We start from the raw sequence: 17,533 nt of genomic DNA on the forward strand, positions 1-17,533 counted from the left end.
ATGAACAAGAGAAAAGTGATTCCGAGTCTGCGTTCGCTCGCAGATCAAGAACGCGCGACGGCCAAGAAGGCGCGCGCATCGTGGCAGATGTTCACGATTATGGCAGAGTTTATCGAGGCGACCGAGTACCTGTCGGAGATCCGCCCGGCTGTCAGCATCTACGGTTCTGCCCGCCTCAAGCCCGACACGCCGCACTACAAGCTCGCCGTGCAGATCGCACGCAAGCTGTCCGACGCCGGCTTCGCCGTGATCTCCGGCGGCGGCCCCGGCATCATGGAAGCGGCGAACAAGGGCGCGCACGCCGGTAAAGCACCGTCGGTCGGCCTGAACATCGAGCTGCCGCACGAGCAGGCCGGCAACCACTATCAGGACATCTCGCTGCGCTTCCGCCACTTCTTCACGCGCAAGGTCACGTTCGTGAAGAATTCGGATGCGGTGATCGTGATGCCGGGTGGCTTCGGCACGCTCGACGAACTGTCGGAAGTGCTCACGCTGATCCAGACGAAGAAGTCGCGCCTCGTGCCGATCATTCTCGTCGGCAGCGAGTTCTGGAAGGGGCTGCTGCAGTGGTTCCGCGACCAGCTGATTCCGATGGGCCTCATCAATCCGGAAGACATGGATCTGATGCAGGTGATCGACGATCCCGACCAGGTGCTCGACGCGGTGCTCGCGTTCTACGAGGACAGTGGCGAGGAAGAAGGTTCGGACGATGACGGCCATCCGCCGCGCCCCGAAGAAGACCGGATGTTCTACCTGTAATCCATCCATGACGACCGCCGGCCCGACGGCCGGCGTGCCCCTCCCGCGCGGCAGACGTGGCGATTCCGCCACCTGCCGCGTGTCACTTTGTAACGCGCCATTAATCGCGCTTCGTGGCCGCGCGCCACCGAATGTCAAATCCGCGCAGCCGGTGCCGTGCGGCGCGCCGTCATCCGCACACGAAGGCCGCCATTGTCAAATGACACGGCCCGACGCCCGCGTCCGGCGCCTGCCGGCCGCAATCCTCCGTAACAACCCCGCCTCGCATTTTCCGTCGCGCGCCAGCACACTGCATGTGTCGGTGCGGCGTTCCCCCGGTGGAACGGTCCCCCTCGCTTCCATCGCGTCGCGCCGGCCTTTTATAACGACACCACGGAAAAGAACATGCAACGCTCGCTGATCGCCCTTGCCTTTGCCGGCCTCGGCCTTTCGCTGTCCGGCCTCGCCCACGCCGTCAATGTCGACGTCAACATCGGCACGCCCGCACCGGTCGTCGTCGCGCCCGCGCCCGTCGTGGTCGCCCCGGCACCCGCGGTGATCGTCGGCTGGCATGGCGACCGCTACTGGGACGGCCGCCGCTACTGGGAACGCCGCGAGTGGGAAGACTATCAGCGTCATCGCGGCCACGGCGATCGCGGCTATCACTGCCCGCCGGGACACGCGAAGAAGGGTGAGTGCTGAGCGCATGATCGCCGGGCCGTTCAGCCCGGCACTGAAGCACTGGCAGAAAACAAAAGGCCGCACGCGAACCCACATTCGCGTGCGGCCTTTGCCGTTGCGGGTGCCGCGGCGCGATGCCGTCGACGTTACTGAAACGCCACTTCCGCGAAGCTCCGCAGCTTCCGGCTATGCAGCTTGTCGAGCCCGTTCGTGCGCAGGATTTCCATCGCCTTCACGCCGATCTGCAGATGCTGGTCGACCTGCCCGCGATAGAACGTGTCGGCCATGCCCGGCAGTTTCAGCTCGCCGTGCAGCGGCTTGTCCGACACGCACAGCAGCGTGCCGTACGGCACGCGGAAGCGGAAGCCGTTCGCGGCGATCGTCGCGCTTTCCATGTCGAGCGCGATCGCGCGGCTCTGCGACAGGCGCTGCACGGGTTCGCGATGATCGCGCAGCTCCCAGTTGCGGTTGTCGACGCTCGCGACCGTACCCGTGCGCATCACGCGCTTCAGTTCGACGCCATCGAGCTGCGTGACCTCGGCCACCCCGCGTTCGAGCGCGAGCTGCACTTCGGCCAGCGCCGGAATCGGCACCCACAGCGGCAGGTCGTCATCGAGCACGTGATCCTCGCGCACGTAACCGTGTGCGAGCACGTAATCGCCGAGACGCTGCGTATTACGCAACCCCGCGCAGTGACCGAGCATCACCCACGCGTGCGGACGCAGCACCGCGATGTGATCGGTGATCGTCTTCGCGTTCGACGGACCGACGCCGATGTTGACCATCGTGATCCCGCTGCCGTCCGCGCGCTTCAGGTGATACGCGGGCATCTGCGGCAGGCGCGGCGGCGCGTTGCCCTCGGCCGGCTCGCTGCCGAGGTTCGCGTTGTAGGTGACGACATCGCCCGGCTCGACGAACGCGCTGTACTGGCTCCGGTATGCACGCACCTCGGGATCGTCGCTCTCCGTCATCACCGTGCGGCCCAGCTTCACGAACTCGTCGATGTAGAACTGGTAGTTCGTGTAGAGCACGTAGTTCTGGAAATGCGTGGGCGACGTCGCCGTGTAGTGGCGCAACCGGTGCAGCGAGAAGTCGACGCGCGCGGCCGTGAACAGCGCGAGCGGATGCGGCTCGCCCGGCGCCGGCTCGAACGTGCCGTTGACGATGCGATCGTCGAGATACGACAGGTCGGGCGTGTCGAAGATGTCGCGCATCGCGAGCAGGCGGTCGCGGTCGAGCTCGCCCTCGAGATGGATGCCTTCCGGAAACGCGAAATGGATCGGAATCGGCTGCGACGACACGCCGATCTCGATCTTCACATGGTGGTTCTTCGCCAGCAGGCGCAGTTGCTCGCGATAGTAGTTCGCGAAGAGATCGGGGCGCGTGACCGTCGTCTCGAATACGCCGGGGCCCGCGACGAAACCGTACGAGCGGCGCGAATCGACGTGCGTGTTGACGTCGGTGCGGATCCGCACGAACGGGTAGCACGCGCGCACGTGCTCGGTAATCGATTCGTGGCGGCGATAGCGCGCGAATGCGTCGCGCAGGAAGCCCGTGTTCGTGTCGTAAATGGCGGACAGCCGCGCGACGGCGGCGATCGGATCGTCGAAAGCCTCGACCGACGGGCTTTCGGGCGTCAGCACACGGTGCCGGCGGCTCAAGTCGTTCTTCATTTTGATTACCTCGTCTGATCCGACGACATTACCACGGAACCCGGTCGCCTTTATGGCTGCCCCTACGCACGCGAGGGCCGGATGGGGCGCAGTATTTGCTAAAATCGGTGGGTTCACTGGAGACTCATCATGAAGCCGCTCATTCTCGTCGTCGCTGCCGCCGCGTTTGCCGCCGCCAGCGCCGCTTACGCCGCCGGCGGCACGCCTGACGCCGACGCGCAGGCTCGGGCCGAGGCCAACGAGGCCGCCGGCCTGCCCGATCTCCGCAAGATCAACCGGCCGGGCGCCGAAGTCACGTCGAAAGTCGACTTCGCCGACATCCGCCGCACGCCGAGCTTTCACGAAAAGAGCAAGAACGGCACCGAAGTCACCGAGTACCGCGATCGCGGCAAGCCGGTCGAGATCGACGTGAAGTCGAACTTCGGCACGCGCTACCAGATGAGCTCGACGCCCGACACGTCGCCGAAGCCGCACGACGCGGGCATCCCGATCACGCGCCTGCCGTCGCTGAACCTGCGCTACTGATTCCGTGGCGCGCGGCACCGAACGCCGCGCGCCGCCTCCCTTCACCCGATGTCGCGACGCACGCCGCCCGCGTGCCGACACCCTGACCTGACGCATCCCGCATGGCCGTTTTCACTGCTGTTTCCGACTCCGATCTCGCGCAATGGATGCGCCACTACGAACTGGGCGACGTGCTTGCGTTCCGCGGCATTCCGTCCGGTATCGAGAACAGCAACTTCTTCCTGACGACGACGCGCGGCGAGTACGTCCTCACGATCTTCGAAAAGCTCACGGCGGAACAGCTGCCGTTCTACCTGGACCTCATGCGCCATCTGGCCGGCCACGGCGTGCCGGTGCCGGATCCGGTCCCGCGCGACGACGGCGCGCTGTTCGGCATGCTGCACGGCAAGCCGGCCGCGATCGTCACGAAGCTCGACGGCTCGGCCGAACTGGCGCCGGGGGTCGAACACTGCATCGAGGTCGGGCAGATGCTCGCGCGCCTGCACCTCGCCGGCCGCGACTATCCGCGCAACCAGCCGAACCTGCGCAGCCTGCCGTGGTGGCAGGAGAACGTGCCGGCGATCGTGCCGTTCATCACGGATGAGCAGCGCGCGCTGCTGGAAGGCGAACTCGCGCACCAGGCCAGCTTCTTCGCGTCGGACGACTACGCGGCGCTGCCGGCCGGGCCGTGCCATTGCGACCTGTTCCGCGACAACGTGCTGTTCGCGCACGCGGCGCCCGGCACCGGCCACGCCGTGCGGCTCGGCGGCTTCTTCGACTTCTATTTCGCGGGCTGCGACAAGTGGCTGTTCGACGTCGCGGTCACGGTCAACGACTGGTGCGTCGACCTCGCGACCGGCGTGCTCGACGTCGCGCGCGCCGACGCGCTGCTGCGCGCGTACCAGACCGTGCGGCCGTTCACGGCCGAGGAACGCCGCCACTGGAGCGACATGCTGCGCGCGGGCGCGTACCGCTTCTGGGTGTCGCGCCTGTACGACTTCTACCTGCCGCGCGCGGCCGAGATGCTCAAGCCGCACGACCCCGGCCATTTCGAACGCATCCTGCGCGAGCGTATCGCGCATACGCCCGCGCTTCCCGAGATCCACACCGCATGCAACTGATCGAAGTGCCCGCCAAAACGGGCTATGTCTGGTTCCGTCAAGGCGTCTGGCTGTTCCGCCGGAACCCGCTCGCGTTCATCACGCTGTTCTTCACGTACCTGCTGGCGATCACGCTGATATCGATGGTGCCCGTGATCGGCTCCGCGCTGCCGCTGGTATTCATTCCCGGCGTCGCGGTCGGCTTCATGGCCGCGTGCCGCGACACGGTGGCCGGCAAGCCCGTGATGCCGACGATCCTCGTCGACGGCTTCCGCTCGTACGGCACCGTCGCGACCCAGCGGCTGCTCGTGCTCGGCGTGATCTACGTCGCGTCGATGGTGCTCGTGTTCGCCGCTTCGTCGTTCGTGGACGGCGGCGCGCTGTTCCACGTGATGATGGGCGCGGCCGACGAAGCCAGCACGACGCCGGAAGCGCTTGCCGCGCAAGGCACGCTCGGCGCACTATTCTTCGCGACGCTGCTGTACCTGCCGGTCGCGATGCTGTTCTGGTTCGCGCCGGTGCTGGTCGCGTGGCATGACGTCCCGCCCGCCAAGGCGCTGTTCTTCAGCGTCGTGAGCTGCTGGCGCAATCGCGGCGCGTTCGTCGTGTACGGCGTGCTGTGGTTCGCCGTCGCGCTCGGCACGTCGCTCGCGCTGTCGCTGCTGCTGCAGGCGCTCGGCGCCGGCGCCTATGCGCTGACGATCATGATGCCGGTGACGATCATCATCGTCACGATGCTGTACTGCTCGTTCTACGCGACCTATCGCGGCTGCTTCGGCGTACAGGAACCCGGCGCGACGACCACCACGTCGGGTCGCTGAAGTCTCTCCGGCCGGCGCGCGGCGCCGGCCCGCCGTTCTCCGCAGCGGGTGGCCTCCCGGCGCCCCCGCCCTTCCCCCGCCTCCGGCAGCCCCCGCTCGCCCCTGTTCATCCGGATCTTTTGCGCGCAAAATAATTTGCGTACAAATTGTTCGCGCGTTCGCCGCGCCGCCCGAATCATGGACCGCCTGCCTCCGCTGCCTCAGACACTCGACGAGCAACTCTGCTTCGCGCTCTACTCGACTTCGCACGCGATGACGAAGGCGTACAAGCCGCTGCTCGACAAGCTGTCGCTGACCTATCCCCAATATCTCGCGATGCTCGTGCTGTGGGAACGCGACGACATCGCCGTGAAGGACATCGCCGCGCGGCTCGACCTCGACCCGGCCACGGTCACGCCCCTGCTGAAGCGGCTGGAGGCGCTCGGCTACGTCGAGCGTGTGCGCAGCGCAGCCGACGAACGCATCGTGAACGTGCTTGTGACGCCGGAAGGCCGTGCGTTGAAGGAGCGCGCGCGCTCCGTGCCCGCCGATCTCTTTTGCGCGATGCAGCAATCGCCCGACTTCCTGGTCAGGCTGCGCGCCGATCTTCAGCAGTTGCGCGACGCACTGTCGGCTGCCAACGAACGCTGACGGCCGAGCCTCGATCAACCGGCCCGGCACTGTCGGGCCTTTTCTTCAAAAATTCATTTGCACACAAATGATTTGTGTTCTATTGTTTGTGCGTGGCCGGCGACACCCCGTTCGACCGGGCCGCTTTTCCTCCCTTTTCCAGACAGGAGCTGCACGATGAACATTCTGTACAAGACCAGCGCCACGAGCACGGGTGGCCGCGACGGCCGCGCGGTATCCGCTGACAACAAGCTGGAAGTGAAGCTGGCCGCGCCGCGCGAACTCGGCGGCACGGGCGCGGAAGGCACGAATCCGGAGCAGCTGTTTGCCGCAGGTTACTCGGCCTGTTTCCTGAGCGCGATGAAATTCGTCGCCGGCCAGGACAAGAAGGCATTGCCGGCCGACACGCAGGTCACGGCGGAAGTGGGCATCGGCCCGAATGACGCAGGCGGCTTCGGTCTCGACATCGAACTGCGCGTATCGCTGCCGGGGCTCGACAAGGCCGACGCACAAGCGCTGGTCGAAAAGGCGCACCACGTGTGCCCGTATTCGAACGCGACGCGCAACAACGTGCCGGTGCGCCTGACGGTCGTCTGACGCGACACACGGCCTGGAATGCAAAAAGGGCGCGTGCGGCATGGTGCCGCACGCGCCCTTTTCTGCTGCGTGACTCGCCGGAGCGGCGGACCTGACTGCCCGCCCTGCGCTCCTTAGCGCGAACCGAACGTGTACGGGCGGTTCATCGCCGCTTCGCGATCGATCTTGCGCATGCGGAATTCGAGATCATAGATGTCGGTGGCTTCGGCCAGGTACGCGTCGGCGCGCTCTTTCGAGGCCTTTTCAGCGTTCTTGGTCAGCATCAGGAAGAGGTGGCTCAGCAGGTACATGGTTGATCTCGCAATCCAAAGGTTCTTTGACTAGGGTTTTCCCGAATTATAGGGAAAACCCTAGGCTTTGGCCAGCGTCGATCAGACGGTGCGTCGTTCGGTCGCCACAGTGCGGCGCTGGGTCTCGAAAAAGGCCCAGATCATCGCGCTCGCATCGGGGCCGACCGCCGCGTGGAACGGCACGGCTTCGTCGCCGCCGGCCCACGCATGGTCGAGCCCTTTCACATGACAGAGCCGGACGACCGGCTCACCGTCGCGGCAGACATCGGTGATCTGCGCGCCCGCGTCGCGCGTCTCGACCCGTTCGCCGCCGCGCAACGCGCCGCGGCTGTCGGCAAGCCCGTTCAGGCGCATGAACTGCACCGTCAGCTGGTCGGCATTTTTCGGCGCGACCACGTGGTCACCGTCGCCCTGGACGACCAGCGCCGGCATGCCCGGATACGCGGCGGCATCGACCAGCGCGTCGACGGCCGCCGCCGGGTTCTGGCGCACGCCGCGCCGCATCACATCCATCGCGGTAATGCCCGAGGTCGCCTCGCCGAGCGCCGGGCCCGAATGCAGCGCCACCGCCGCGAAACGATCCGGATGGTGCAGTGCAAGAAGCGACGCGAGACCCGCGCCGGCCGACAACCCCGCGACATAGACACGCGACGCGTCGAAACCGTGTTCGTCGACGAGGGCGTCGACGAGCGACGCCACCGCGTTCGCCTCGCCGCGGCCCGCGCGGTCGGTGTCTTCATACCAGTGCCAGCAGCCGTGCGCGTGCGCGCGCAGCGACTGCTCAGGGTACAGCACCGCAAAGCCGTGCTTGTCGGCCAGCAGGTTCATCCGCGTGCCTTGCACGAATTCGTCGACGGACTGCTGGCAGCCGTGCAGCATCACCACGAGCGGCATCGCGCCACGCCGGCGGCCGGGCGGCACATAAAGGCCGTACGCGAGATTCTGGACGAGGCGCCCGAGCGCGGGCGCCATCGGATGTTCGCCGCGCGTCCATTCGCCGGCCGCCCATGCGGCCGCGCGCGGTCGCACGCGCGATTCGCGCGGCGGGGACGGATCGGGTACGGCGGCGGAGGCCGCGGCCTCGAGTGCATCGCGTGTGATGCGCTGCGCATCGCGCGCCGAGCGCTTGGCGGCAGGAGACAGCATGCGTTTCATGCCGCCCAGCCACACCTTGGTCAGACTTTTGGTCATCGATCGGGCTCGCAGTCAGGAAAAATAGGGGCACCACAGCGGATGCATCGTTCGTCTTTGTGCAATGCACCATAACATTGTTTCTCGGACTTTTCCTGCATGCGGATCGTTCCCGGCCGCGCAAAAAACGGGGCTCGTGCGCACGCGGCGCTATACTGGGGCTTCGCCGCTTGTATCCGTTGTAGTCGTTCTTTCCGGCTCGCGCGTTGATTTAAGCATCCTCCCGCCTTCGTTCGTCCCCTTCCCGATGTTCGACCTGTCGTCTCACCTGTGGATCATGATCACCGCGTTCGGCGGCGCCGGCCTGACCTTGCCGCTCGCGATCACGATCGCCGTCTGGCTCGCGCTCGGCTATTCGTGGGAGCGCGCGGCCGCGTGGCTCGGCGTGCTCGCGGCCGCGATCGGCGTGGTCGCGCTCACGAAGATCGCGTTCCTCGGCTGGGGGATCGGCATCCGCAAGTGGGATTTCACGGGGTTCAGCGGCCATGCGATGCTGTCGACGTCGGTCTATCCGGTCGCGATTTTCCTGGCGCTGATCCGCACCCGCACACCGGTGCGACTCGCCGGCATCGCGCTCGGGCTCGCAGCCGGCGTCGCGGTCGGCGTGTCGCGCGTCGCGCTCGACGCCCATTCGCCGTCCGAATCGATCACCGGCTGCATCGTCGGCGCGATCGCCGCGATCGCGTTCATCGCCGGTTCGTGGCGCGCGGTGCCGCACCGCTGGTCGGTGCCCGCGGTCGTCGCAAGCCTCGCGCTCGTGACCGTGGCGCTGCACGGCATCACGGTGCCGTCACATCGCTGGGTCACCAAGGTGGCGCTGCAACTGTCGGGCCACGAGCGTCCGTTCGTCCGCGCGCGCTGGAAGGCCAACCCGAACTACCGCCCTGCTTCGCAGCCGTCGTCGCTGCAGCGCACCCAATCGTCGCCGCACACGCTCCGTACGTGACCGGCCACCCGGCCGTCGCGTTCGCCACTTTTCACGTCTGACCATTCCATGCGCGCCGTCGCATGAGTGGTATGTCGAGCGTTATAACCCGCCCTATATTACGATTACGGTTTCCACCCATTCAAAACGAATCCACCATGCGCTCAACCGTCCGTCCGCTTCGCCGCACCCTGCTTCGCCTGCTGCCGATCGCCACGCTTGCCGCTGCCGGTATCGCGTTCAGCGCGCCCGCTTCCGCTGCCGACGAACTGGTCGTGTCGGCCGCCGCCAGCCTGACGAACGCGTTCAAGGCCGTCGGTGACGCGTACGAGAAGCAGCATCCGGAGACCAAGGTGCTGTTCAACTTCGGCGCGTCGGACGTGCTGATGCAGCAGATCGCCAAGGGCGCGCCGGCCGACGTGTTCGCGTCGGCCGACCAGAAGGCGATGGATCGCGCGGCGGACGAAAAGGTGATCGTGCCCGCCACGCGTCGCGATTTCGCGGCGAACTCGCTCGTGCTGATCGTGCCGGCGGACAGCAAGGCCGCCGCGCCGACGGCGCTGAACGACCTGACCGCGCCCGGCGTGAAGCGCATCGCGTACGGCGACCCGGCATCGGTGCCAGTCGGCCGCTACACGGAAGGCGCGCTGCGCGCGGCCGGCGTGTGGGATGCCGTCAGCGCGAAGGGCGTGCTGGCCGCCAACGTGCGCCAGAGCCTCGACTATGTCGCGCGTGGCGAAGTCGATGCGGGCTTCGTGTTCGGCACCGACGCCGCGATCATGCCGGGCCGCGTGAAGGTCGCGCTGACGGTGCCGACGAAGACGGCCATCACCTATCCGATCGCCGTGGTCAAGGACAGCCGCCACGCCGCGCAGGCGCAGTCGTTCATCGACTTCGTCGCGTCGCCGCAGGGCCAGGCCGTGCTGTCGACGTTCGGCTTCAAGCCCGCGGGCAAGTGAGCGTAGCGCGATGCAAGACGCCTGGGTACCGCTGCTGCTGTCGTTGAAGGTTGCCGGCTGGGCAACCGCGCTCGACATCATGCTCGGCGTCGCGGCCGCGTTCATGCTCGCGCGCTGGCGCTCGCCGCTGCGCGACGTCGTCGATTCCGTGCTGACGCTGCCGCTCGTGCTGCCGCCGACGGTGCTCGGCTATTACCTGCTCGTGCTGCTCGGCCGGCGCGGCGTGTTCGGCGCGTGGCTCGACACGCTCGGCATCGAACTGGTCTTCACGTGGCAAGGCGCGGTGATCGCGTCGATGGTCGTCGCGTTTCCGTTGATCCTGAAGTCGGCACGGGCGGCGTTCGAAGGTGTGGATCCGCACCTCGAACGCGCGGCGCGCACGCTCGGGCTCGGCGAAGTCGCGGTGTTTTTCCGCGTGACGCTGCCGCTCGCCACGCGCGGCATTCTCGCGGGTGCGCTGCTCGCGTTCGCACGCGCGCTCGGCGAGTTCGGCGCAACGCTGATGATCGCGGGCAACCTGCCCGGCCGCACGCAGACGCTGTCGGTCGCGATCTACGCGGCCGTCCAGGCCGGCGACGACAATACGGCCAACTTCCTCGTGCTGGTGACGTCGATCACCTGCGTGCTCGTGCTGCTCGCGACCGGCTGGCTCGTGCCGTCGCGTGCCCGGCGGGGCCAGCTGACATGATGCACTCGCCTCGTTCATCGTCTTTCGTTATCGGGCGGCTTCGACGGAGGCACGCATGAGCCTCGTCGTCGACATCCGCAAGACCTACGCGAACGCCGAGCGCCGCTTCACGCTCGACATGTCGTTCACGGCAACGACGCAGCGCGTCGTGCTGTTCGGGCCGTCCGGGGCGGGCAAGAGCATGACGCTGCAGGCGATCGCCGGCCTGCTGTCGCCCGACGAAGGCACGATCACGCTGAACGGCGAGCCGCTGTTCGACGCCGCGCGCCGCATCGACGTGCCGACCCGCGAGCGGCGCGTCGCGTACCTGTTCCAGGATTACGCGCTGTTTCCGCATCTGAACGTGCGCCAGAACATTGCATTCGGGCTCACGTCGGGGCTGCGCAACCCGCGCGCGAAGACGGTGCCGCCGGAAGTCGCGTACTGGCTGCAGGCGTTCGATCTCGAGGCGCTCGCGGGGCAGTATCCGTCGCAATTGTCGGGCGGGCAGAAACAGCGCGTCGCGCTGGCGCGCGCACTGGTCGCGCAACCGCGGATCCTGCTGCTCGACGAACCGTTCGCGGCGCTCGACGGCGCCATGCGCCAGCGCATGCGTCACGAGCTCGCCGAGTTGCAGGCGCGGCTCGATATCCCGATGGTGCTGATCTCGCACGACCCCGACGACGTCGCCGCGTTCGGCGACCAGGTCGTGCAGTTGAGCGAAGGACGCGTGCAGGCGACTCCGCCGCACGCCGAGTGGCCGACGCGCGTCACCTGAGCGCGCGAGGCCGTGGTCGTGGCAGGCAGGTTGGAGCCTGGGAGAAGCCGCGCATAGCGGCATAGGTTGAAAGCGGAAACGAAGCCGGTGCCGTGCAGGCGCTGTGCGATGCCGGCTTCGCCCCGCCCGTCACACGATCGTCGATGCGCGCCGCCCGGCCTGCTTCGTCAGCCCGTCACCGCAAGAATCACGCTCGACGCCTTGAACAGCGCGATCGCCCGCTCGCCGGCGTCGAGTTGCAACGCCTCGACGCTGTCGTTGGTCACGACGGCCGTCAGCGTCCCGCCGCCGTCGAGCGCCAGCGTCACCTCGCTGTTCACCGCGCCCGCCGCGACGGTTTCCACGCTGCCGCGCAACTGGTTCCGTACGGACACCTTCAACTCGGGTTCGCCATCGTCGACCGCGAGCACGACCCACGATGCCTTCACCAGCGCGCAGGCGTCCGCGCCGACCTGCAAGCCGAGCGCATCGGCGCTCTCGTGCGTCAGCACGGCAACGATCGGCTGCCCGCCGGGCAGCGTGAGCGTGACCTCGTCGTTGACGGTGCCGCGCACGATCGATGCGACCTTGCCGAACCACTGGTTGCGGGCGCTGGTCTTCATCCCGATCCGGCCGATCAGCGCCCAGTCGACGTCGAACCCGGCCACGGCCGCGCTCGCGGCCTCGATGAACCGGCGGTGCTCGCGCTCGATCGTGCGGAACGCGGCGATCAGCGACGTCGCACGCTGCGTCAGCGTCGTACCGCCGCCGCCCTTGCCGCCCGTCGAGCGCGCGACGAGCGGTTCGCCGGCCAGATTGTTCATCGTGTCGACCGCATCCCACGCGGCCTTGTAGCTGAGGCCGACGGCCTTCGCCGCGCGCGTGATCGAACCGGTGTCGCCGATCGCCGCGAGCAACGCGATGCGCGTGGCGCCGCCGAGCGTCTGCTCGCCGGCGCGCAGCCACAGCTCGCCGCCCAGTTCGAGCGGTTCGGCGGACGGGAAGGAATGCGGTGCGTCGGTCATCGGGATGCGTAGGGAAATCGGGCGGCCATTATAGTCAGCGCGTGCGGCTCAACCCGGCTTGCCGTCGAGCTTCGGCGGCCGCAGGCTGGCCAGCAACGTCTCGGCGTCGCGCGCCGCGCGCTGCTCGAGCGCCGCGCCGTAGCCGCGCACGAACCCGAGCTGGTACGGCGGCGCAGCCAATTTTTCGAGGTGCTGCAGCGCGACCATCGTGTCGTTCGCTTCGCCGAGCACGCTCTGCACGCGCGCGAGTGTCTTGACCGTGTCGGTGCGCGTGCGGCGCGACGCCAGCGACGCGAAGAATTCGAGCGCATAGCGCAGCCGCTTCGCATCGATCCGCACCTGATGGCGCGCGGCCGTGTCGAGCGACGTCAGCGACGGTGACGCGTACAGATGACCGAACAGCCGCCGCACGCGCTTCGTCGCGTGGCGCCGCAGCGAAGGCGCGTCGCCGTCCTCGGCCGGCGGCAGCGCAAGCGAGCTCAGCCACTCGAGCCAGCCGAGCGTCAGCCGCGCATAGCGAGCCGAATGCAGCGCCTGGCGCAACTCGGCCCGCGCGGCCGCGCACTGCGCACGCGCGGCGTCGAGCGTACCGTTCCACTCGCCGTCGCCGCCGTCGGCCGCGATCAGCGCGGGCAGGCTTTCGGTCGCGAACACGTCCCAGTCGCGCACCGTGCCGAGCAGCGACGCAAGCCAGCGCAGGTCGACACCGAGCGTGTCGCGCCACTGGCGGTCGGTAAAGCGCGGAAAGAAGCGCATCAGCGTACGCAGGCGGCGCAGCGCGACACGCATCTGGTGCACGAATTCGGGATCGTCGTGCTCGAGCACCCCGCCCTCGTTGCCGAGCCACTGCGCGGTGATGTCGCCGGCCAGCGCGAACAGCGCGGTGCGCTGCGAGCGCACGCCGGTCAGGTCGACGGGCTTGGCCTTGACGGGCCCGTCGGCGGCCGGCTCGGCCGCGCATGCGCGATCGATCACGCTCGTCAATTGCACGAATGCGGGCCACGCGCCGCTCAATTCGCGCGCCGCGGCAAACAGCGCATGCAGCGCGGCGGTACGCGCGGGCAGCGTCTCCCAGTCGGGCGCCGCAAGGCGCAGCTCGACGAAGCGGCGCGGCGGCTCGCTGCCGCGATGCAGCGTGACGTCGTCGAGCGTCATCTCGACCACGACGCCGCTGTCGTCGGCCCAGCGCCCGCGCCGCCGTTCGCTGACGACACGCAGCGCCGACGATTCCGGCTGCACGCTCGGGGCCGGGGGCACTGCGGCGTCGGGCGCGACGGCATCCACTTCATCTGCCGGTGCATCGGCGGCGGCGGCAGCGGCCGCCGCGGGCACGGGCAGCGGCATCGCGACGGCGATACCCGCATGCTCCGCGTCGAACAGTTCGCGCGCCGTGACGCCTGGCGCAAATGCCGTCGTGCGCGACGCGACCACCCGCCTGCCGTGCGCATTCGACTCGACCCACGTCCACCAGCTCGCGCCGGGGCTCGACTCGGCCTCCTCGATCTGGCACGGCTCGATCGTCACACGCTCATGGCCGCGACGCATCCGGACCTGCGGGCAGATCCGCCACGCCCGCACGAGTTCGGCGCCGAAATCACGCTGCGCCCCGCGGGCGCGACTCGCGGCCTTGACCGGCCACCCTTCCAGCGACAGCGACAACACGATTTCCAGCACACGCGACATGGAGGCTCCTGCACATGAAGAATCGCCGGCGCATCATCCGCGCCGGCGTCGACCGTGAAGCTGCTTCCATAGTACACGTCGCCCAAACTCGCCGGCGACGATCCGGCCCTGTCGTGCTGTCGCAGGTCAAACGGCGTATTGCGCGAGGCCGTTGCCGAACGACCAGTCCTCCTTCAGCACCTCGACAAGACTGATGAATACGTCCTGCTGCCGCACGCCCGGTTGCTGCGCGAGGTTGTCCGCGATCGCCCGGTACAGCGCCCGCTTTTGCTCGAGCGTACGCGTGTTGTTCGCGGTGATCTGGATCATCACGAGATTGTCGCTGCGTTCGATATCGAGGTAGTGACGACCGAACACGAAGTTCTCGGCCGCATGCTCGGTGACGACCATGAAGATGTCGTCCTCGGGCACGTTGAACGTGTGCATCAGCGCGCGATGCACGCCGTCGACGAGCGCCGCACGATAAGCGGCCGGCTTGCCTTCGCGCACTGCGATACGGGTGAATGGCATGGTCCTGCTCCTGTCGGTGAAGTTGACGTTGAAGAACGGAAACACAGCGTCAGGTTAGGCGCGCCGAACTATAATGAACAGTCATCGATGAATATTTCATCCATTTACATCGAAAATGAAAGTCCTTGATCTCGATGCCGTCCGTGCGTTCGTGCTGGTCGCCGATCTCGCCAGCTTCACGCGCGCCGCCGATGCGCTCGGCACCACCCAATCGGCCGTCAGCCTGAAGCTGAAGCGGCTGGAGGCCCACCTCGGCAAGCCGCTGCTCGCGCGTACGCCGCGCGTCGTCAAGCTGGCCGCCGACGGCGAGAATTTCCTGCCGGCCGCCCGCGCGCTGCTCGATGCGCACGATCACGCGCTGGGCGCGATCTCGGCCGGTACGCACCGGCTGTCGCTCGGCGTCAGCGAGCACGTCGCCGTGCCCGACCTGCCGGCCGTGCTCACGAGCCTGCATCGGCAGGATCCCGGGTTGTCGCTCGAAATGCATCTCGGCACGTCGACGAACCTGCTCGCGCAATACGACGAACGCCGGTTCGATGCGGTGATCGTGCGGCACGAGCCGGGCGAAGACCCGCCGCGCGAAGACGGCACGCTGCTGTTTTCCGAACCGCTGGCCTGGCTCGCCGCGCCGGACTGGGTGCCGCGCGCGGGCGAGCCGCTGCCGCTCGCGGTGCTGGCCGGCCCGTGCGGCGTGCGGGCCGCCGCGCTGCGCGCGCTCGACCATGCGGGGCGGCCGTGGCGCGAGCGCTTTACGGGCGGCGGCGTGGCGGCGGTCACGGCCGCCGCCGCCGCGGGGCTCGCCGTCTGCCCGCTGGCGCGGCGGGTCGCGCCGCGCACGCTGGTCGACGTCGGCGCGAAATTCGGGCTGCCGCCGCTGCCGCTGTCGCAGGTCGTGCTGTATTCGCGCGTACGCGACGCACGTGCCGGCGCCGCATTGCGCAGGTTTGCCGACAGCCTTGCAATCTCGGCGTAAACTAACGGGTTTCGCCGCCCGCAATCTCCAGAAGAATTCCATGACGCCCGACGCCCGCAAGCACCTCCGCGCCAACCTGCTGATGCTCGCCGCCGCCGCGATCTGGGGTTCGGCGTTCGTCGCCCAGCGCCTGAGTCTCGACGTGATCGGGCCGTTCCTGTTCACGGGGCTCCGTTTCCTGCTCGGCGCGCTGGTGCTGGTGCCGCTGCTGATGCTGAACACGGCGTCGCGCACGCAACTCGTGGCGATCCGCCGCGAGCCGACGCTGCTGCTGCCGGGCCTCGCGCTCGGCGGGCTGCTGGCGGTATCGATTTCGCTGCAGCAGATCGGCCTGCAGTACACGCGCATCGCCAACGCGGGCTTCATCAGCTCGCTGTACGTCGTGATCGTGCCGCTGATGGGCGTGTTCGCCCGTCACCGGATCGGCCCGGGCACGTGGTTCGGCGCGCTGCTCGCGGCGATCGGCCTGTATTTCCTCAGCATCAACGAGCAATTCTCGGTGCTGTACGGCGACTGGTTCCAGCTCGCCGGCGCCGTGATCATCGCCGCGCACGTGATGGCCGTCGGCCATTTCGCGAAGCGCCACAATCCGCTCGTGCTCGCGTTCATGCAGTTCGTCGTGTGCGGCGCGGCGTGCCTCGCGATCGGCCTCGTCATCGAGCCGGTCAGCGGCACGATGCTGCGCAACGCGCTGCCGACGCTGCTGTACGGCGGCCTGCTGTCGGTCGGGGTCGGCTATACGATGCAGGTCGTCGCGCAACGCGACGCGGCGCCCGCGCACGCGGCCGTGATCTTCAGCATGGAAGGCGTGTTCGCGGCGATCGCCGGCTGGGCCGCGCTCGGCGAAACGCTGACGCTGCGCGCGCTCGTCGGCTGCGCGCTGATGCTGGCCGGCCTGCTCGCGTGCCAGCTGCTGCCGAACGGCGACGCCCGGAAAAAGGACGAAGACGCGCTGCCGGCGTGACACGCACCGTCCCTATAATGACGGTTCGCGTGACTTCCACGCCAACCGCTTCCGACAGGCCAGCTCCGTGACGTCCACTACCGTCGATCCCGCCGCCGACCTGCTGCGCGAACGCGCAGCGCATTACGCCACCCAGGCGGCGCTGTTCCTGCGCGACCAGGCGCTCTCCACCGCGTCGCACGACCTGCGCAGCCCGCTGAACGCGATGCATAGCTGGGCGTACGTGCTCGAGCGCCAGCTCGCCAACGCCGATCCGAACCTGCAGCGCGCGCTCGCGGGGATCCGCACGGGCATCGACCAGCAGGTTGCGCTGATCGACGACGTGCTCGACGCGCCGCGCGCCGAAACGCGCACGCTCGCCGTCAGGCCGCAGCCGTTCGCGCTGCGCGCGCTGCTCGACGACACGATCGCGCTCGCCCGTTTCACGCTCGCCGACGCCCGGCAGGTCGCGCTCGACGCGACGCTGCCGGCCGGCGACCTGCCGCTGACCGCCGACCGCGAACGCATCGCACAGGCGCTCTGGACGATGCTCACGGCCGCGGTCGAAGCCAGCGCCGCCGGCAGCCGCGTGACGTTTGCGTGCGCGCGCGACGGCCTGCAGTTCACCGCGCGCGCCACGTGTACCGTCAACGCCGACGCGCTCGCCGATCCCGCGCAACCGCATGCATTCGAATCGTTCGCGCGGCGCGAGATGCTGCGCGAGCGCGACGCCAAGCGCGTCGCCTGGACGCTCGCGCTTTGCCAGCGCGTCGCGCTCGCGCACGGCGGCACGTTCGCGCACGACGCGTTCGCCGATGGCGCCACGGCCGCCATCACGCTCTCCGTTTCCGGTGAGGCGCCGGTGTAAGCAATCGGCCGCCCGACAC

General features: G+C 68.2%; 20 protein-coding genes. 14 read left to right on the forward strand and 6 right to left on the reverse strand.

The genetic code is table 11. From position 1 onward, the window contains the following. A complete protein-coding gene (locus LGM56_RS08420; RefSeq protein WP_069259466.1) occupies window positions 1-759 on the forward strand; it encodes a TIGR00730 family Rossman fold protein in 759 nt (252 codons plus the stop codon). A gap of 384 nt (window positions 760-1,143) precedes the next feature. Next, window positions 1,144-1,440 carry a hypothetical protein gene (locus LGM56_RS08425; RefSeq protein ID WP_089474425.1) on the forward strand — a complete coding sequence of 99 codons (297 nt, stop codon included), beginning with the start codon at window positions 1,144-1,146 and terminating at the stop codon, window positions 1,438-1,440. Window positions 1,441-1,565: 125 nt separating this feature from the next. Here the strand turns inward: LGM56_RS08425 and LGM56_RS08430 are convergent, their stop codons facing one another. Continuing rightward, the gene (locus tag LGM56_RS08430) at window positions 1,566-3,092 is read right to left on the reverse strand and encodes an AMP nucleosidase (protein ID WP_089442993.1); all 1,527 of its coding nucleotides are present in this window, start codon (window positions 3,090-3,092) and stop codon (window positions 1,566-1,568) included. A 129-nt stretch (window positions 3,093-3,221) separates the two neighbouring features. On the opposite strand from LGM56_RS08430, the gene LGM56_RS08435 reads away from it, so the two are divergent. The 5 genes from LGM56_RS08435 to LGM56_RS08455 all read left to right on the forward strand — a co-directional run bounded on the left by LGM56_RS08435 (window position 3,222) and on the right by LGM56_RS08455 (window position 6,723). Next, the gene (locus LGM56_RS08435) at window positions 3,222-3,617 is read left to right on the forward strand and encodes a hypothetical protein (RefSeq protein WP_021160838.1); all 396 of its coding nucleotides are present in this window, start codon (window positions 3,222-3,224) and stop codon (window positions 3,615-3,617) included. A gap of 101 nt (window positions 3,618-3,718) precedes the next feature. Next, window positions 3,719-4,717, forward strand: a complete 999-nt coding sequence (locus tag LGM56_RS08440) for a homoserine kinase (protein WP_089497409.1) — start codon at window positions 3,719-3,721, stop codon at window positions 4,715-4,717. Beyond that, window positions 4,708-5,517, forward strand: coding sequence for a BPSS1780 family membrane protein (locus LGM56_RS08445; RefSeq protein ID WP_089442995.1), 810 nt, complete (start codon window positions 4,708-4,710; stop codon window positions 5,515-5,517). Before LGM56_RS08440 ends, LGM56_RS08445 begins: the two co-directional genes overlap by 10 nt. 177 nt (window positions 5,518-5,694) lie before the next feature. Further along, window positions 5,695-6,147: a MarR family winged helix-turn-helix transcriptional regulator gene (locus LGM56_RS08450; protein ID WP_089428013.1), complete on the forward strand. Its 453-nt coding sequence runs from the start codon at window positions 5,695-5,697 to the stop codon at window positions 6,145-6,147. Between the two features lie 156 nt (window positions 6,148-6,303). Continuing rightward, on the forward strand, window positions 6,304-6,723 hold the full coding sequence (locus LGM56_RS08455; RefSeq protein WP_039358076.1) for an organic hydroperoxide resistance protein: 420 nt from the start codon (window positions 6,304-6,306) through the stop codon (window positions 6,721-6,723). Window positions 6,724-6,836: 113 nt separating this feature from the next. Here LGM56_RS08455 and LGM56_RS08460 read toward each other — a convergent pair whose 3' ends face one another. Both LGM56_RS08460 and LGM56_RS08465 read right to left on the reverse strand, forming a co-directional pair. Then, entirely contained in the window at window positions 6,837-7,013 is a 177-nt protein-coding gene (locus LGM56_RS08460) for a DUF3563 family protein (RefSeq protein WP_069251078.1), read from the reverse strand. An 81-nt stretch (window positions 7,014-7,094) separates the two neighbouring features. Beyond that, window positions 7,095-8,204 carry a PHB depolymerase family esterase gene (locus tag LGM56_RS08465; RefSeq protein WP_226204106.1) on the reverse strand — a complete coding sequence of 370 codons (1,110 nt, stop codon included), beginning with the start codon at window positions 8,202-8,204 and terminating at the stop codon, window positions 7,095-7,097. A 247-nt stretch (window positions 8,205-8,451) separates the two neighbouring features. On the opposite strand from LGM56_RS08465, the gene LGM56_RS08470 reads away from it, so the two are divergent. The 4 genes from LGM56_RS08470 to LGM56_RS08485 all read left to right on the forward strand — a co-directional run bounded on the left by LGM56_RS08470 (window position 8,452) and on the right by LGM56_RS08485 (window position 11,533). Further along, window positions 8,452-9,150, forward strand: coding sequence for a phosphatase PAP2 family protein (locus LGM56_RS08470; RefSeq protein WP_089497411.1), 699 nt, complete (start codon window positions 8,452-8,454; stop codon window positions 9,148-9,150). 137 nt (window positions 9,151-9,287) lie between these two features. Continuing rightward, entirely contained in the window at window positions 9,288-10,088 is an 801-nt protein-coding gene (gene modA / locus LGM56_RS08475; protein ID WP_089432359.1) for a molybdate ABC transporter substrate-binding protein, read from the forward strand. A 10-nt stretch (window positions 10,089-10,098) separates the two neighbouring features. After that, a complete protein-coding gene (gene modB, locus LGM56_RS08480; protein WP_226204109.1) occupies window positions 10,099-10,776 on the forward strand; it encodes a molybdate ABC transporter permease subunit in 678 nt (225 codons plus the stop codon). 55 nt (window positions 10,777-10,831) lie between these two features. Beyond that, complete coding sequence (locus tag LGM56_RS08485) at window positions 10,832-11,533, forward strand: sulfate/molybdate ABC transporter ATP-binding protein (protein ID WP_089474419.1); 702 nt, start codon at window positions 10,832-10,834, stop codon at window positions 11,531-11,533. 167 nt (window positions 11,534-11,700) lie between these two features. Here the strand turns inward: LGM56_RS08485 and LGM56_RS08490 are convergent, their stop codons facing one another. The 3 genes from LGM56_RS08490 to LGM56_RS08500 all read right to left on the reverse strand — a co-directional run bounded on the left by LGM56_RS08490 (window position 11,701) and on the right by LGM56_RS08500 (window position 14,730). Then, the gene (locus LGM56_RS08490) at window positions 11,701-12,537 is read right to left on the reverse strand and encodes a TOBE domain-containing protein (RefSeq protein ID WP_226204113.1); all 837 of its coding nucleotides are present in this window, start codon (window positions 12,535-12,537) and stop codon (window positions 11,701-11,703) included. Window positions 12,538-12,585: 48 nt separating this feature from the next. Further along, window positions 12,586-14,220 carry a CHAD domain-containing protein gene (locus LGM56_RS08495; RefSeq protein ID WP_226204115.1) on the reverse strand — a complete coding sequence of 545 codons (1,635 nt, stop codon included), beginning with the start codon at window positions 14,218-14,220 and terminating at the stop codon, window positions 12,586-12,588. 126 nt (window positions 14,221-14,346) lie between these two features. Beyond that, a complete protein-coding gene (locus tag LGM56_RS08500) occupies window positions 14,347-14,730 on the reverse strand; it encodes a tautomerase family protein (protein WP_089497415.1) in 384 nt (127 codons plus the stop codon). Window positions 14,731-14,845: 115 nt separating this feature from the next. On the opposite strand from LGM56_RS08500, the gene LGM56_RS08505 reads away from it, so the two are divergent. The 3 genes from LGM56_RS08505 (at window position 14,846) to LGM56_RS08515 (ending at window position 17,514) form a co-directional block, all read left to right on the forward strand. Beyond that, window positions 14,846-15,703, forward strand: coding sequence for a LysR family transcriptional regulator (locus tag LGM56_RS08505; RefSeq protein ID WP_039358052.1), 858 nt, complete (start codon window positions 14,846-14,848; stop codon window positions 15,701-15,703). Window positions 15,704-15,743: 40 nt separating this feature from the next. Beyond that, window positions 15,744-16,667 carry a DMT family transporter gene (locus LGM56_RS08510; RefSeq protein WP_089497416.1) on the forward strand — a complete coding sequence of 308 codons (924 nt, stop codon included), beginning with the start codon at window positions 15,744-15,746 and terminating at the stop codon, window positions 16,665-16,667. A gap of 67 nt (window positions 16,668-16,734) precedes the next feature. Continuing rightward, window positions 16,735-17,514: a sensor histidine kinase gene (locus LGM56_RS08515; RefSeq protein ID WP_226204118.1), complete on the forward strand. Its 780-nt coding sequence runs from the start codon at window positions 16,735-16,737 to the stop codon at window positions 17,512-17,514. Window positions 17,515-17,533 lie beyond the last annotated feature (19 nt).

The organism is Burkholderia sp. AU38729 (assembly GCF_020419725.1).
Lineage (GTDB): Bacteria > Pseudomonadota > Gammaproteobacteria > Burkholderiales > Burkholderiaceae > Burkholderia.

Bases quoted from the DNA above. Each gene is read 5' to 3' on its own strand.
- LGM56_RS08440 (WP_089497409.1), top strand. From the start codon at position 3,719: ATGGCCGTTTTCACTGCTGTTTCCGACTCCGATCTCGCGCAATGGATG.
- LGM56_RS08445 (WP_089442995.1), top strand. From the start codon at position 4,708: ATGCAACTGATCGAAGTGCCCGCCAAAACGGGCTATGTCTGGTTCCGT.
- LGM56_RS08470 (WP_089497411.1), top strand. From the start codon at position 8,452: ATGTTCGACCTGTCGTCTCACCTGTGGATCATGATCACCGCGTTCGGC.
- LGM56_RS08485 (WP_089474419.1), top strand. From the start codon at position 10,832: ATGAGCCTCGTCGTCGACATCCGCAAGACCTACGCGAACGCCGAGCGC.
- LGM56_RS08430 (WP_089442993.1), bottom strand. From the start codon at position 3,092: ATGAAGAACGACTTGAGCCGCCGGCACCGTGTGCTGACGCCCGAAAGC.
- LGM56_RS08495 (WP_226204115.1), bottom strand. From the start codon at position 14,220: ATGTCGCGTGTGCTGGAAATCGTGTTGTCGCTGTCGCTGGAAGGGTGG.
- LGM56_RS08420 (WP_069259466.1), top strand. From the start codon at position 1: ATGAACAAGAGAAAAGTGATTCCGAGTCTGCGTTCGCTCGCAGATCAA.
- LGM56_RS08450 (WP_089428013.1), top strand. From the start codon at position 5,695: ATGGACCGCCTGCCTCCGCTGCCTCAGACACTCGACGAGCAACTCTGC.
- LGM56_RS08435 (WP_021160838.1), top strand. From the start codon at position 3,222: ATGAAGCCGCTCATTCTCGTCGTCGCTGCCGCCGCGTTTGCCGCCGCC.
- LGM56_RS08490 (WP_226204113.1), bottom strand. From the start codon at position 12,537: ATGACCGACGCACCGCATTCCTTCCCGTCCGCCGAACCGCTCGAACTG.
- LGM56_RS08460 (WP_069251078.1), bottom strand. From the start codon at position 7,013: ATGTACCTGCTGAGCCACCTCTTCCTGATGCTGACCAAGAACGCTGAA.
- LGM56_RS08510 (WP_089497416.1), top strand. From the start codon at position 15,744: ATGACGCCCGACGCCCGCAAGCACCTCCGCGCCAACCTGCTGATGCTC.
- modB (WP_226204109.1), top strand. From the start codon at position 10,099: ATGCAAGACGCCTGGGTACCGCTGCTGCTGTCGTTGAAGGTTGCCGGC.
- LGM56_RS08500 (WP_089497415.1), bottom strand. From the start codon at position 14,730: ATGCCATTCACCCGTATCGCAGTGCGCGAAGGCAAGCCGGCCGCTTAT.
- LGM56_RS08455 (WP_039358076.1), top strand. From the start codon at position 6,304: ATGAACATTCTGTACAAGACCAGCGCCACGAGCACGGGTGGCCGCGAC.
- LGM56_RS08465 (WP_226204106.1), bottom strand. From the start codon at position 8,204: ATGACCAAAAGTCTGACCAAGGTGTGGCTGGGCGGCATGAAACGCATG.
- LGM56_RS08505 (WP_039358052.1), top strand. From the start codon at position 14,846: ATGAAAGTCCTTGATCTCGATGCCGTCCGTGCGTTCGTGCTGGTCGCC.
- LGM56_RS08425 (WP_089474425.1), top strand. From the start codon at position 1,144: ATGCAACGCTCGCTGATCGCCCTTGCCTTTGCCGGCCTCGGCCTTTCG.
- modA (WP_089432359.1), top strand. From the start codon at position 9,288: ATGCGCTCAACCGTCCGTCCGCTTCGCCGCACCCTGCTTCGCCTGCTG.